This window comes from Pseudomonas sp. MDV22-iso1 (assembly GCF_058145095.1).
Window position 1 is genome coordinate 1 of record NZ_JBYVMF010000006.1, and the last position, 13,465, is coordinate 13,465.

Here is a 13,465-nt window from a genome sequence, read left to right on the forward strand (position 1 = left end):
CCGAAACCCCTGTTTGCTAACGCGAACAGGGGTTTTGTTTTGTCCGCAGGAAAGTACTACGAAAGCGTCGGTACAAATTTGCACAGTTATTTTTGAATAAGAACACTAGAATAGGCCCAACTTTTTCGAAGTCAGAGTCTTTTATGCCAGATCCGGTTGACGCCTCAGGGCTGTCAGAATTACCACTGGACGACTTGGTGGCGTGTCATGAGTGCGACTTGCTGATGCGCAAGCCAGCACTCGCACACGGCGAGAAAGCGTTGTGCCCTCGCTGCGGTTACGAACTCTATGCCAATCGTCATAATGTCGTGCAACGAAGCCTCGCCTTAGTCATCGCCGCCCTGCTGCTTTATATCCCTGCGAACTTTCTACCCATCATGGAGCTCAATTTACTCGGGCAGTCGTCCCATGACACGGTCTGGAGTGGGGTTGTTGGCCTGTTTGATACCGGCATGCAAGGTGTAGCTGTCGTGGTGTTCCTCTGCAGCATGGGAATTCCACTGGCCAAGTTACTCTGCCAATTGGCCGTGCTATTGAGTATCCGCTTCGATATAGGTCGAAGTTACGGTTTGTTGCTCTACCGCATTTATCACCATTTGCGAGATTGGGGAATGCTTGAGGTCTACCTGATGGGCGTACTGGTGGCGATTGTAAAACTGGCAGATATGGCAGCTATTACCGTGGGCCTTGGCCTGGTGTGCTTTATCAGTTTGTTGTTGGTCCAGGTCTGTTTGGAGGTCGTCATGTCGCCTCATCAAATCTGGCAGGCGTTATCGGGAGAAGATGCTCATGCGGGCGATTGATGCGGGCATTCTGATTTGCATTGAATGCCATGAGTTGAATAAGCAGGAAGCTGACGAGCAGATTTGCACCCGTTGCGGTGCGCTGGTACATGCCCGTCGCCCGAACAGCCTGGTACGTACCTGGGCGTTGCTGATCACGGCCGCGATTCTCTACATACCAGCCAACCTGTTGCCGATCATGACTGTCAACTCGCTTGGCCAAGGTGACCCCAGCACCATCATGTCGGGTGTCATCCAGTTGGTTCAGCACGGCATGATTCCCATTGCGGCGGTGGTTTTTATCGCCAGCATTCTGGTACCGACATTCAAACTGGTGGGCATCGCGCTACTGCTGTTTTCCGTACAAAGGCGCCAGCCTCTTTCGGCCCGGCAGCGCATTGTGATGTACCGCTTTATCGAGTTCATCGGCCGATGGTCGATGCTGGATATCTTTGTGATTGCCATCCTCGTGGCAGTAGTCAATTTCGGACGGCTTGCCAGCATTGAAGCCAATCTTGGCGCCATCGCCTTCGCCAGTGTGGTGATTCTGACGATGCTTGCCGCAGTAACTTTCGATCCCCGACTGATTTGGGATAACACGGAGTCGGACGACGACCATGACTGATTTGCCTACAGCGAAAACCCGACCGGCCTCCAACTGGTCTGCTATTTGGGTATTGCCCCTGATCGCTCTGATCATTGGCGGCTGGCTCGGATGGAGGGCTTACAACGAAACTGGAATCGAAATTCTGGTGCGTTTTGAAAGTGGTGAAGGCATCCAGGCCAACAAGACCGAAGTCGTCTACAAGGGGATGTCGGTCGGTAAGGTCAAAACCCTTAAACTCGACGACGAAGGCTCTTCCAAAGGTGTGATAGCCACTGTCGAGATGAACAAGGATGTGGAGCAGTATCTGCGCACCAGCACTCGATTCTGGCTGGTCAAGCCGAGCGTGACCCTGGCCGGTATCACCGGTCTTGAAACCCTGGTTTCGGGCAACTATATCGCTGTCAGTCCCGGTGAGGGCGAGCCCACTCGCAAGTTCAAGGCACTGGCTGAGGAACCGCCATTATCCGACGCCAAGCCTGGTCTGCACCTGACGATCAAGGCTGATCGCCTCGGCTCGCTGAACCGCGGCAGCCCCGTGTTCTATAAACAGATCAAGGTCGGCCAGGTCAAAAGCTACCTGCTTTCCGAGGACCAAAGCACCGTTGAACTCAAAGTGTTCATCGAACCCACTTATGCCAATCTGGTGCGCAAACACACACGTTTCTGGAATGCCAGCGGCATCAGCATCGACGCGAATCTGTCCGGTGTAAAAGTGCGCAGCGAATCCCTTGCCAGCATTGTCGCGGGGGGTATCGCTTTCGCCACACCAGAAAACCGCAAGGACAGCCCGCCTACTGATCCAAGTTTGCCGTTCCGTCTCTACGAAGACTTCGACGCGGCTGCGGCTGGTATCCGCATCAAGGTCAAACTCAGTGATTTTGAAGGTCTGCAGGCAGGTCGTACGCCGGTTATGTACAAAGGAATTCAGGTTGGTAATCTGAAGGCGCTCAAGGTCGATCCGGACCTGACTGCTGCCACTGCAGAACTCACTTTGGACCCATTGGCCGAAGACTATCTCGTCGACGGCACGCAGTTCTGGGTCGTCAAACCCTCGATCTCGCTCGCTGGCATCACCGGCCTAGAAGCCCTCGTGAAGGGAAACTACATTGCCATCCGTCCCGGTGACAAAGGTGCCGCGCCGCAACGAGAGTTCGTAGCACGACCCAAGGCCCCCCCTCTGGACTTGCGTTCACCGGGTCTGCATTTGGTGTTATTCACCGAGAACCTGGGTTCGTTGGAAGTCGGTAGCCCGATTCTCTACAAACAGGTCAAGGTAGGTTCCGTCCAGAGCTATCAGTTCTCTAAAACCAAGAAGCAATTGGTAATCGGTGTACACATCGAGAAAGAGTACGAAGGCTTGGTTAACGCCTCTACACGGTTCTGGAACGCCAGCGGTATTACGCTCACAGGCGGATTGACCGGTGGCATTCAGGTGAAAAGCGAATCCCTGCAAAGCCTGATGGCGGGCGGCATCGCTTTTGAAACCCCTGAAGCCAAAGCGCCGCTGCAGAAGCGTATTCCACGGTTCCGTCTGTTCGCCAACCATGATGAAGCGAATCAGAAAGGCACTGTAGTGACCATTAAGGTGGATCGCGCCGATGGTTTGCGCAGCGGTACTCCGGTCCGTTTCAAAGGTTTGGATGTCGGCAAGATTGAAGACGTTGATCTGACCGATGACCTCCAGTCCGTGATGCTCACCGCGCGTATTACCGAGGTGCCCGAGCGCATCGCTCGGGCCGGCAGTCAGTTCTGGGTGGTCAAACCGGAGTTGGGTTTGATCAAGACGTCCAACCTCGAAACCCTCGTGACCGGCCAGTACATCGAAGTACAGCCAGCGCTGAAAAACCTGGGCCCACAGAAAAACTTTGTAGCCTTGTCCAACCCGCCAGAAGCGGTGAAGCAGGAACCAGGGTTGAGTCTGGTACTCAGCGCGGCTCGTCGCGGCTCGCTGAAAACCGGCGTCCCGGTGACCTATCGCGAAGTGACCGTAGGCAAGGTGACAAGTTATGAACTGGGGCAGACGGCTGATCGCGTCCTGATACATATCCTGATCGAACCGAAGTACGCGCCACTGGTGCGTAGCGGTACGCGCTTTTGGAACTCCAGTGGATTCGGTTTCGACTATGGCCTGTTCAAAGGCGCGACCATGCGCACCGAATCTCTGGAAACGTTGATCCAGGGCGGCATCGCGTTCGCAACACCGGATGGCGATCGCATGGGCAATCCTGCGCGTCCGGAGCAGACGTTCCCCATGTTCGATAAATTTGAAGACGAATGGCTGACCTGGGCGCCAAAAATCCCCCTCGGTAAATAAGCCCGACAAAAAAGGCCGCGATCCATTGGATCGCGGCCTTTTTTACGCCCATCGATTAACGCAAATCAGACTGCATCCAGCGCAGCCTCATCCGCTTCAACGCTAATGACAGCCTTCACTTCATCGTGACGACGGATGTACTTCCAGTCCGCTTCATCGATATAGATTCCGTTCGGCCCGCTACCACCTTCAAGGTCAATCGCCACACTGGCGCAGACCTGCGGCTTGACGCTCGCCAGAATCGGCACAAAGCCCAGTTGCAGACTTGTTTCGAGTAGCGCTGCCTGGTTCTTCTCGTCGATGTCAGCAGCTTCATCGAGGTAGTAAGGCAAGCGCACGCGACCGGCCTGGTCACGGTCCATCAAGTGCAGCAACAAGTACATGTTGGTCAGCGCTTTGATGGTCATGGTCGTGCCGTTGGACGCGGCCCCGTCGATGTCGGTGTGAATCACCGGTTGACCATTGACCTTGGTGATCTCGAAGGCAAGTTCAAACAAGTCCTTCAGACCCAGCTGGTTGTGGTTCGCCGCTACCAGGCGTGCCAGGTATTCCTTGGCCTCTTCGTTCTTGTTGTCCTGATCGGCACTTTGGCTCAGGTCAAAAACGGAGAGCGTCTCGCCTTCTTCGTACTGGCCGGCGCTGTGGATAATCTGATCGATGTGTTTGAGCGCTTCCTTGTTCGGCGCGAGCACGATGCGGAAGCTCTGCAGGTTGGAGACCTGACGCTTGTTGATCTCGCGGTTGAACAGCGCCAGTTGGTGCTCAAGGCTGTCGTAGTCGCTGCGGATATTGCGCAGGGTTCGGGCGATATCTGTCACGGCCGCACGGCGAGCCTTGCCGAGGGTCAGCGCTTCATCAGTGCGATGCGCGTACGCGTTGATCAGCAGCTGCAGGCGACGCTCCATATCGTCTTCGCTGTCGAACTTGGCCACGCCCTTCAGACGGACCTGAGCGTAAAGCGCCTCGATCTGGCCATCGCTGCGCTGCAAGCCCTGCCAGCTGTCCTGATAGTCATTGAGCAGCGGCAGCAGGTTGTCCATGGAATCGTCGATCGGGTCCATGAATGGCGTACCGAACGGCAGATCTGCCGGCAACAACTGGCGGCGGCGCAGGGCGTCGTCGAGGGTGCGTTGCTTGGCTTCCATGTCACCGATCTGACGACCGACCAGTTGCAGCTTGGCCGACAGTTGCTGGACGCGTTCGGTAAACGCATCGCTGGAGCGTTTCAGCTCGTCCTGCGCCGCTTCCATCTGCGCCAGTTGCTCAAGCTTGTCACCTTCTTCGGCACTCAAGGTTTGTGCGCGACGGAAATCTTCCAGGGCTTTCTGCGCATCCAGCACCTGCTGGTACAACGCTTCGGTCTGGGTCTTGCTGGCCGCGCGGTCGGCCGCGACGGCTTGCTGTGTCTTGAGTTGCTTGAGTTCTTTATCCAGACGCTCTTTCTGGTCCCGCAATGCGGCGCGATCGGCCAGCGCCTGCAGGGCTGGCGGTTCGATGTGCGACAGGTCGATGGAAAGCCCCGGCACTTCGAAGCGCTCACCCTTGAAGCCATCAAGAATCAGCTCCATGGATTTGACCCACTGACCGTCTTCATCCAGCGCGATGCCATGCTCGCCCAGCGGCAAGCTGAACAGCGCGCTGTTGAACAAGCGCATCAGGCGTTCGACATCCTGCTGAGAGAACTCTTCGCGCAGTCGGGCATAGCTGTTGTTGTCAGCGTGATCGAGCTGCTGCTTGACCGACTTCAGGCGTTTCTCCAGGTCGCGCAAACGCTCTTCAAGGTCTTCGGCGCTGAACTGCCGCGATTGTGCCAGCGCACCGGCCAGCTCATCGTGCGCGTCCTTGGCAGCCAGCAATTGCTGCTCCAGGACTTTGACGTCATCAACCAAAGCAAAGCGATGCTTGAGTACCGACAGTTCTCCGAGCCAACGCTGGATGCCGGTGATTTCCCGCTCCAGGCGCATCAGCTCCTGTGTGCCGCCACGCTGATCGTTTTGCAGCGCGTCCTGTTCATTGCGGTAGTGTTCGGCCTGAATCGTCAGCTCTTCCTTGCGTGCACCGGCGTAGTCCGCCCAAGTGCCCAGCAGGGAATCGAGCAGCGGCGAGATCCGGTGCAATTTGCCGCGCAGGATATTGCGCTGGGTAACCCCTGCGGCGAGCGCTTCAACCAGCGGACCGGCCGTCACCAGCGAGTTGTAGTCCTGCTCCATGCGTCGAACATCACGAAACGCTTCTTCGCACGCCGCGATGTAATCGACACTGCCCGAACGCAAGCTGTGTTCGAAGGCATCGAGGAACAGTTGCTTGAGCTTGGCTGCCGTGATTTCGCGCATGTGCAGCAGGTTGATGAACAATGCGCGGAAGGTCTTCAGGCTCTGCTCGCTGGTGGAACGCAACGGGATCAGCGTCAGGTCGAGCGGAATCGAGGTGTGGCCGCCGACGAGCAAACGCCGCAGTTCATCGGGCTTGAGCTCGTAGGCTTTGAGGCCTTCACGTTCAAGGTTGGTGAACAGTTCTTTCTGGCGCAGGCAGGTGTCGTTTTTCTGGTAGTGGGCCAGATCCAGTTTGCCGGCGTAGGCGAAGAACTGGTGACCGAAACCACCGCCCGGGCCGCGACCGACGACACCGATCACGTGTGGCCCATGAGGCAGCGAAACTTCGACCAGGATGTAACTGGTGTCCGACGCGAAGTAGAAACGGCGGGACTGTTCGAGGCTGTACTTGCCGAAACTCATGTCCGACATGCGCGCCAGAATCGGGAACTGCAAGGCGTTGATCGAGGCAGATTTACCGAGGTTGTTCGCGCCGTAAACCGACAGTGGTTCTTCCAGCGGGAACAGGCCGAGGCTGTAACCGGCGGTGTTCAAAAGGGCAAAGCGGCGAATGCCGTAGCGTTCCTTGCTCATGCGTCGGTCTCCTGTTCTTCGGCAATGGCGCGGGCCAGCGCGTCTTCTTCGCTGTCTTCCGCGAAGTCACTCAAGTCCAGCGGGTCATCAGTTTCCAATAGCTTTTCGTCGCTGTCGTCATCGATCAAGACCGGGACCGGCAATGGCAGCACGCTGTGCAGGCTGGCCGCCAGATCGCGGTCTTGCTGGACCGACAGGCAGACATCGAGGAATCGGTGCATCGGTGGCAGGAAACGGTAGATGCCGTTTTCTTCGCCGGCAAAACCGAGTTGGGTCATGCGACGCATGATTTTTTCTTCGAGTTCTTCGACGGTCTGCACTTCTGCCTGAATAAACAGGTCGCGGTACTTTTCAAGCAGCGAAGGCAATTCATCACGGCCGAGGCTGCCGCCATCCAGCACGGCAACCGGGTCGCGCCCCTGGTCGGCCAGATGCTCGACGAGGATAAAGGTGAACAGCGCCAGTCGCTGCGCAGTCTTGTTCACCGCCGCAGCGGCGAGGTCCGGCACGAAGTAATAGAAACCACGGGTGTCGCAGACCAGTTCAAAACCCAGCGCCTTGAACAGCGTGCGGTACTGATCCTGGAAATTCGATAATTGCGCATACAGTTCCGGGTCGCGGCGGCTGACGTGATAGCCCTTGAACAGCTCGCGGAAGATCGGCGCCAATTGAGACAGTTCGGATAAATCAAGATGCATGTGGGGTGCTCGCAGAATCCTCGGCGGCGGTATCGCGGGCCGAGAGCAGGGCGAAGGAGCGCAGGCTGACCTGGTGCTCATGAGTGTGGTAATCGCGGCGCTCCAGGCGCTCACGTGTGAAGCGTTTTTCCCGCGACAGGCGCGAGAACCAATACAGCAATTCGTCGGTGGCGCCGTCCGGTTCCTGCTCCAGCAACCAGGTCATCAGGTCCGGCATCGGCAGTGCATCTTCGCAGCGTTCGAGCATCTCCCGAACCGTGCGTGGCGCGCGCGGCGCTTCGCCTTTCTGGGTCTTGTGGGCCTTGGGGAAGCGCGCAGGTTTCGGCTCGAATCGGGCCAGCGCATAAACGTAGGCTTCGACCTGACTGGCGCTGCCGAGGAAGGTGCTTTGCGGGCGGGTGAACATCGGCATGGCTGCTTGCGGCACTGCATCGATGCCTTTACGCCGGATGGCCGCGAGGGCCAGCGCCGCGCCACGGGTCACGGCGTTGTGGCGACGGGCTTCTTCACGCAGTGGCAACAGCAGTTCGCGAGCATGACGCAATGTCAGCTGGGCACTGGTCTGCATTTCCAGGATACGTGCGTGGGTGCGCAGCAGCATGTCGTCGTCGACCAGGTGACCGATGCGTTGCTGCTCGGAGAGCATTCTCAGTAAAACATTTTCGACCTTGCGCACGCCTTGTTCGAAGGCGCCATCGGCGTTCACCAACTGGATCATCGGCTCGACGTATTCGTCCCACGTCGCCAGCACTTCGGCGTAGCGCTGGCGCAGCGGGATTTGCCGGTCGCTGGTCTTGGCGCGTTCGGCCACGGCCACCAGGGCCTGTTCGTCGTTGGCGAGTTTCTTCAATACATCTCGTACACGCATGTCGAGCAGGCGCAACTGGCGCGCCAGGTCGCTGCCGTCACGAATGTCGAAGGCATCCTGGATATAACCGGCGAGGCGCTCGAGGTGCCGCAGATAGGCCTCGATCTCCAGGCACAGACCCAGACGGTGCTCACGACGCAGGTACGCGAGGAAGTCGTGAATCTGCGCGTTGAGTTCGAACCGGTTCGGGCTTTTTGCCACGGGAACCAGAATGTCGAGACGGATCCACACATCCAGCAGGCTGGTGATGTCCTGCGGCGTACTGTCAAGTTGCTGGGCGCCCAGTTGTGTGCGCAGTTCGTTGAGGCTCAAGGTGCCTTGGTCGAAGTGCTCGCACAGTGGCTCCAGAAGTGCCCAGTGTTCAGCGAGGGCGCGCAAGACGCGCTTGGGTTCGATCATCGGAATGGCCGGCTGGTTGGCGAATAAAAGCAGCGATTGTACTGCATCACGTTGGTTGCGATTCACTCTCAAGACGGACAGTCGGCTTTCTGTCGATCAACAACGGGCGATCTTGGACGAAGGGCGGTAGAATCACCGCACTCTCAGTTATCCACAAGTGGCCGACCTTTGCTAATCGAGTCTCGTCGCCGCGCTTACTTGACCGCCATGCAGGTGGTCAACTGGCTGCCGCGCACTGAATTGCCTTTTGCTGCGCCTTCGCGGCCCGAGCTGTTGGAGCTGCCTGAGCCTTTGGTCGAGGCCCCGATTGTTCAGGCTCCCGTGGTGGACGCGCCGGTAGAACCCACGATAAAGCCCGCCGAACGGGTAAAAATCGAGGTGCCGCGACCTTCGTTGGCCAGCACTCGCACGAACGCGAAAGTTGAGGAAGAGGAGGCGCCTGCCGCCATCAAGGCGCCGGTTGTGCCGCCTCCGCGGTTCGCCCTGCAGTTGCTGCGCGCCGGTCGTTGCCTGTTGCTGGTCGAGTTACCCACAGGCGAAACGTTTCAAACCCGCGACCCTGCGTACCTGTTGCTCAAGGACATGTTGCGCGCCGCCGGCCTGCCGGACAGCCCGCAAATCGTCGGCGAGCCGGTGCGTTGGCCGCTGTTGGTGCGTGGCACCATGGACCAGGGTCCTGAAGCGGCTCGTGATTTTGTACAAGGATTTCTCTCGGCCCGACTGGAAGACGCACCCTGCGTCTGTGTGTGGCTGATTGGCTTGCCGGCAGTTCGTTTCGCCGGTGAGGCGAATGCCGAATCCTTCAACCGTGAACTCCAGGTCGAAGGCCTGGGCTCGGTCTGGGCCCTGCCGGGTCTGGAACTTTTAATGGAAGAGCCACAGCGTAAGGCTGATGTCTGGCAAGCCATGCGTCGGCTGATGGCGCGCTGGAAAGAATCAAATGAGTGACGCTGTAACGTTCCGCCCGATGGTTGAAGCGGACATGGACGCTGTCCTGAAAATCGAATACGCGGCGTATAGCCATCCCTGGACCCGCGGGATTTTTCTGGACGGGCTGGGCAAGTACCAGATCTGGCTGATGTTCGAAGGCCAGCAGCAAGTGGGGCACGGCGTTGTGCAGATCATCCTCGATGAAGCGCATCTGCTGAACATCACCGTCAAACCGGAGAATCAGGGCCGAGGCCTGGGGTTGACGCTGCTGGAGCATCTCATGTCGATTGCCTACAAGGCTGAGGCGCGTGAGTGTTTCCTGGAAGTGCGCGATAGCAATCGTTCCGCATTTCGGTTGTATGAGCGCTATGGATTCAACGAGATTGGCCGTCGCCGGGATTACTACCCGGCGGTGGGCGGGCGCGAAGATGCGGTAGTCATGGCCTGCACGTTGGTCGATTGAACAAAGCCCCGTAGGAGCTGCCGAAGGTTGCGATCTTTTGATCTTCTGAGCCGCAACCTCTCCAACATTAAAAGATCGCAGCCTTCGGCAGCTCCTACAGGGAAGTCTGGTCAGTCGAGTTGATCAGCGATTCCCATCCAGCGGATCGCGCTTCGCCAATTCAGCTTCATCCAGACCGTTACCGCCGCCAATGTCGTCTTCATCGACAATGCTCAAATCCCAATCCGCCTGACCCCCTTCACCCGCTTCCTTCGCATCACGGGCACCGTCCTCACGAATCAGCGTCTCAGGGCTCATGTCATCATCTGTGGATTCGTGGTCATCGGTGGAAGCCCCGGTCATGCCGGCTTCGCGCACACGCTCGCGGGGCATCAGTTGCTCACGCTCGTTTTCCGGAATTTCTTCGCCAATTTTTGCGCTGGGTTCATCGTCGTCGAAATCCAGCTCATGCATCGAACCCATGCGGTCTTCGTTATCATCGATGGGCTCTGGCTGTGTCGCATCGAACGGACGTCGTGAATCAGTCATGGTAATTCCTCATACTGTGGGCCTTACTAGGGTGGACCCACAGGGCTCATGAGAATTCCGCCGGCGTGCAACACCGGCTATCTGCATCTCGCGCGTGACCCCGACGGATGGTTGTCTGTCATAGAAGCGCATCATTCTCGAGGCTTCATTGCATGAACGAATTACAAGATCTGATTAATAACAACGAGCGCTGGGCTGACGCGATCACCAAAGAAGATCCTGACTTCTTCGCCAAGCTGGCCCGTCAGCAAACGCCAGAGTACCTGTGGATCGGTTGTTCCGACGCCCGCGTACCGGCGAACGAGATCGTTGGCATGCTGCCCGGCGACCTGTTCGTCCACCGCAACGTCGCCAACGTCGTGCTGCACACCGACCTCAACTGCCTGTCAGTGATTCAATACGCAGTGGACGTGCTCAAGGTCAAACACATCCTCGTCACCGGCCACTATGGCTGCGGCGGCGTGCGTGCCTCGATGCAGGACCGCCAGTTAGGACTGATCGATGGCTGGCTGCGCTCGATTCGCGACCTTTACTACGAAAAGCGCGAAGAACTGGCCAAGTTGCCGACCGAAGAAGAGCGGGTCGACCGTCTCTGTGAACTCAACGTCATTCAGCAAGTGGCGAACGTCGGTCACACCAGCATTGTGCAAAACGCCTGGCACCGTGGACAGAAACTGTCGATTCACGGCTGCATTTACGGCATCAAGGACGGCCGCTGGAAAAGCCTGAACGCGACCATCAGCGGGTTCGAGCAGTTGCCGCCGCAGTACCGCCTGCGTCCGATCGAGGCGCAGTAACGGCCTCACTCGAGCGTTCTTCGACGCCAGTGTTGGAGGAACTCTCGGCCATTGTCGTTCGGCGATTCATCGTAACCGGTGATCCAGCCACGGCAATCGGGACTTGCGCAGCGGCAGGCAAACTGTCGCTGCAGTCGGTCTTCCGTCGCGGCGAAGTCCATCGTCAGGCGATCACCTTTCCTGAGGTCCTTGAGTGCCCATAACCACAGCTCGCTCATGTCGAGAAAGACGTTAGGGTCGCAGGAATGGCTCAGCAAGCCACAGAAGCGCGGGTCATAGATATGAATCCCCGGCGCCAGCTGGCGGGTGTTTCGCGAGCGATAGGGTAGAAGTTGCCCCGAGACCCGACAGATGCGAGTGATGCGTGGAAACTCCCGTAAAACTGCGACAGCCACGGCTGATCCCTCTGCGCAGTGGATGATTTCAAAGTCGTTTCTGGACGGGAATCCAAGGCGAAGTGGCAATTCTACGAAGGGGTAGATGCCTGGGTGTGATGGCGGGGGCAATCCATGTTCGGCGAGGGTTCTCATAACATTCCTTGTCTGTTGAGTGCCGCGACTTCCACCTGCCGACTTCTTGTCAGCCCTGCTGCACGTGGGTACGTCTCAAGTCTTTAGCAAAACAATCAAACGGTCTACTGACACAAATGACAGAGGAAATGAGCCATTTTCCGCGTCAGCCTGGGCTTACGCGGCAATGCTCCTTCGACTTTGATGTGACTGCACCTACCTCACAGCAGGTGCAATCAGTGGCGTTACGGCATCACCGGCGCCGTATACACCAGCGTCGTCCCCAGCGCCCACAGCAGAAACAGCACGATCGGCGTGTGTACGAGCAGTTGCACGAACGAGAACCCGATCAAATCCCGAGCCTTCAACCCCAGCACACCCAACAGCGGCAGCATGTAGAACGGATTGATGAGGTTCGGCAGGGCTTCGGCGGCGTTGTAGATCTGCACGGCCCAGCCCAGATGGTAATTAAGGTCCGTGGCCACCTGCATGACGTACGGCGCTTCGATGATCCATTTGCCGCCACCGGAAGGAATGAAGAACCCCAGGATCGCCGAGTACACCCCCATCAACAGCGCGTAAGTGTCGTGGGACGCAATACTGACGAAGAAGGTTGAGATGTGATGAGCCAGGGTCTGGGCGTCCGTGCCTTTGACAGTGGTCATCAGCGCAGCGATCGAGCCGTACAACGGAAACTGGATCAGCACGCCCGTAGTGGTCGGCACCGCCCGTGCGACCGCGTCGAGGAAGCTGCGGGGCCGCCAATGCAGCAAGGCGCCGAGCATCAGGAACAGGAAGTTGTAGGTATTCAAGCCGGAAATCGCGCTGATCGCCGGTTTAGTCGAAAACTCATGGAACAGCCACCCCGCAGCCAGCAGCGCCAGCAGAATCGTCAGCAACGGGCTGTGCTCCAGCCATTCACCGGGACGGGTGCGCGGTTGCAGGGGGGGCAGATTGAAACTCGGGTCGATGCCGCACGCTTTCGCATCACGTGCGGTGTTCGGGCCGGGGGCGGTGGCGTAGGCAATGATCAGCGAAATAATGATCAGCGCCAGCAACAGCACGCCGGACTGCCAGAGAAAGATTGTCTGGGTAAAGGGAATCACGCCGGTGATCGACAGGATCGAGGGCGGCAGGCTGGCCGGGTTGGCCTGCAATTGCGCAGCGGATGACGAAAGACCCAGAGCCCACACTGCGCCAAGGCCCAGATAGGCAGCTGCACCGGCGGCGCGGTAGTCCATTTTCAGATCGGTGCGGCGGGCGAGGGCGCGTACGAGCAAACCGCCAAACACCAGCGACAAGCCCCAGTTGAGCAACGAGGCCACCATGGAAATCAGCGCCACCCAGGCCACGGCGGAACGGCCGTTTTTCGGGATGCGCGCCAGTCGGTCGATCAGTTTCACCGCGGGTGGCGAACTGGCGACCACATACCCGCCGATCACCACAAACGCCATCTGCATGGTGAACGGGATAAGACTCCAGAACCCGTCACCGAAGGCCATGGCAGCGTCGGTCGGTTTGGCGCCCATGGCCATCGTGGCCACGGCGACAATGATCACCGCAAGGGCGGCGAACACCCAGGAGTCGGGAAACCAGCGCTCGGCAAAGCTCGAGCAACGAAGGGCAAAGCGGGCATAGCGGCTATCGTCGATTTCAGCGGCCAC

Annotated in this window: 12 protein-coding genes; 6 read left to right on the forward strand and 6 right to left on the reverse strand. The window is 58.2% G+C overall.

Annotated elements, in window-relative coordinates; translation table 11 throughout:
• The first annotated feature begins 143 nt into the window (after window positions 1-143).
• From AC3ZVB_RS09275 to AC3ZVB_RS09285, 3 genes are read left to right on the forward strand one after another with little or no spacing between them, the layout of a single operon-like run.
• Window positions 144-803 (forward strand): paraquat-inducible protein A, encoded by a 660-nt coding sequence (locus AC3ZVB_RS09275; protein WP_162439713.1) that lies wholly within the window; start codon window positions 144-146, stop codon window positions 801-803.
• Window positions 790-1,407, forward strand: coding sequence for a paraquat-inducible protein A (locus tag AC3ZVB_RS09280; RefSeq protein ID WP_162439712.1), 618 nt, complete (start codon window positions 790-792; stop codon window positions 1,405-1,407). Before AC3ZVB_RS09275 ends, AC3ZVB_RS09280 begins: the two co-directional genes overlap by 14 nt.
• Window positions 1,400-3,703 carry a PqiB family protein gene (locus AC3ZVB_RS09285; RefSeq protein WP_490146360.1) on the forward strand — a complete coding sequence of 768 codons (2,304 nt, stop codon included), beginning with the start codon at window positions 1,400-1,402 and terminating at the stop codon, window positions 3,701-3,703. The genes AC3ZVB_RS09280 and AC3ZVB_RS09285 overlap by 8 nt, the downstream gene beginning before the upstream one ends.
• Before the next feature lie 65 nt (window positions 3,704-3,768).
• On the opposite strand, the gene mksF is transcribed toward AC3ZVB_RS09285, so the two are convergent.
• The 3 genes from mksF to mksB are packed head-to-tail and all read right to left on the reverse strand — an operon-like array spanning window position 3,769 to window position 8,574.
• Window positions 3,769-6,609, reverse strand: a complete 2,841-nt coding sequence (gene mksF, locus AC3ZVB_RS09290) for an Mks condensin complex protein MksF (RefSeq protein WP_194692755.1) — start codon at window positions 6,607-6,609, stop codon at window positions 3,769-3,771.
• On the reverse strand, window positions 6,606-7,307 hold the full coding sequence (gene mksE / locus AC3ZVB_RS09295; protein ID WP_162439709.1) for an Mks condensin complex protein MksE: 702 nt from the start codon (window positions 7,305-7,307) through the stop codon (window positions 6,606-6,608). Before mksE ends, mksF begins: the two co-directional genes overlap by 4 nt.
• Complete coding sequence (gene mksB, locus AC3ZVB_RS09300; RefSeq protein ID WP_162439708.1) at window positions 7,297-8,574, reverse strand: Mks condensin complex protein MksB; 1,278 nt, start codon at window positions 8,572-8,574, stop codon at window positions 7,297-7,299. The genes mksE and mksB overlap by 11 nt, the downstream gene beginning before the upstream one ends.
• Before the next feature lie 207 nt (window positions 8,575-8,781).
• On the opposite strand from mksB, the gene AC3ZVB_RS09305 reads away from it, so the two are divergent.
• Window positions 8,782-9,522, forward strand: coding sequence for an energy transducer TonB (locus AC3ZVB_RS09305; protein WP_162439716.1), 741 nt, complete (start codon window positions 8,782-8,784; stop codon window positions 9,520-9,522).
• Window positions 9,515-9,967 (forward strand): ribosomal protein S18-alanine N-acetyltransferase, encoded by a 453-nt coding sequence (gene rimI, locus AC3ZVB_RS09310; RefSeq protein ID WP_162439707.1) that lies wholly within the window; start codon window positions 9,515-9,517, stop codon window positions 9,965-9,967. Before AC3ZVB_RS09305 ends, rimI begins: the two co-directional genes overlap by 8 nt.
• 123 nt (window positions 9,968-10,090) lie before the next feature.
• Here the strand turns inward: rimI and AC3ZVB_RS09315 are convergent, their stop codons facing one another.
• Window positions 10,091-10,495, reverse strand: a complete 405-nt coding sequence (locus AC3ZVB_RS09315; RefSeq protein WP_194692754.1) for a serine kinase/phosphatase — start codon at window positions 10,493-10,495, stop codon at window positions 10,091-10,093.
• Window positions 10,496-10,647: 152 nt separating this feature from the next.
• On the opposite strand from AC3ZVB_RS09315, the gene can reads away from it, so the two are divergent.
• Window positions 10,648-11,292 carry a carbonate dehydratase gene (gene can / locus AC3ZVB_RS09320; protein WP_162439705.1) on the forward strand — a complete coding sequence of 215 codons (645 nt, stop codon included), beginning with the start codon at window positions 10,648-10,650 and terminating at the stop codon, window positions 11,290-11,292.
• Between the two features lie 5 nt (window positions 11,293-11,297).
• Here can and AC3ZVB_RS09325 read toward each other — a convergent pair whose 3' ends face one another.
• Window positions 11,298-11,822: an SET domain-containing protein gene (locus AC3ZVB_RS09325; protein ID WP_162439704.1), complete on the reverse strand. Its 525-nt coding sequence runs from the start codon at window positions 11,820-11,822 to the stop codon at window positions 11,298-11,300.
• A gap of 224 nt (window positions 11,823-12,046) precedes the next feature.
• A complete protein-coding gene (locus tag AC3ZVB_RS09330) occupies window positions 12,047-13,465 on the reverse strand; it encodes a short-chain fatty acid transporter (protein ID WP_162439703.1) in 1,419 nt (472 codons plus the stop codon).

Coding starts and splice junctions, on each gene's coding strand:
- AC3ZVB_RS09275 (WP_162439713.1), top strand. CDS start 144: ATGCCAGATCCGGTTGACGCCTCAGGGCTGTCAGAATTACCACTGGAC.
- AC3ZVB_RS09280 (WP_162439712.1), top strand. CDS start 790: ATGCGGGCGATTGATGCGGGCATTCTGATTTGCATTGAATGCCATGAG.
- AC3ZVB_RS09285 (WP_490146360.1), top strand. CDS start 1,400: ATGACTGATTTGCCTACAGCGAAAACCCGACCGGCCTCCAACTGGTCT.
- mksF (WP_194692755.1), bottom strand. CDS start 6,609: ATGAGCAAGGAACGCTACGGCATTCGCCGCTTTGCCCTTTTGAACACC.
- mksE (WP_162439709.1), bottom strand. CDS start 7,307: ATGCATCTTGATTTATCCGAACTGTCTCAATTGGCGCCGATCTTCCGC.
- mksB (WP_162439708.1), bottom strand. CDS start 8,574: ATGATCGAACCCAAGCGCGTCTTGCGCGCCCTCGCTGAACACTGGGCA.
- AC3ZVB_RS09305 (WP_162439716.1), top strand. CDS start 8,782: ATGCAGGTGGTCAACTGGCTGCCGCGCACTGAATTGCCTTTTGCTGCG.
- rimI (WP_162439707.1), top strand. CDS start 9,515: ATGAGTGACGCTGTAACGTTCCGCCCGATGGTTGAAGCGGACATGGAC.
- AC3ZVB_RS09315 (WP_194692754.1), bottom strand. CDS start 10,495: ATGACTGATTCACGACGTCCGTTCGATGCGACACAGCCAGAGCCCATC.
- can (WP_162439705.1), top strand. CDS start 10,648: ATGAACGAATTACAAGATCTGATTAATAACAACGAGCGCTGGGCTGAC.
- AC3ZVB_RS09325 (WP_162439704.1), bottom strand. CDS start 11,822: ATGAGAACCCTCGCCGAACATGGATTGCCCCCGCCATCACACCCAGGC.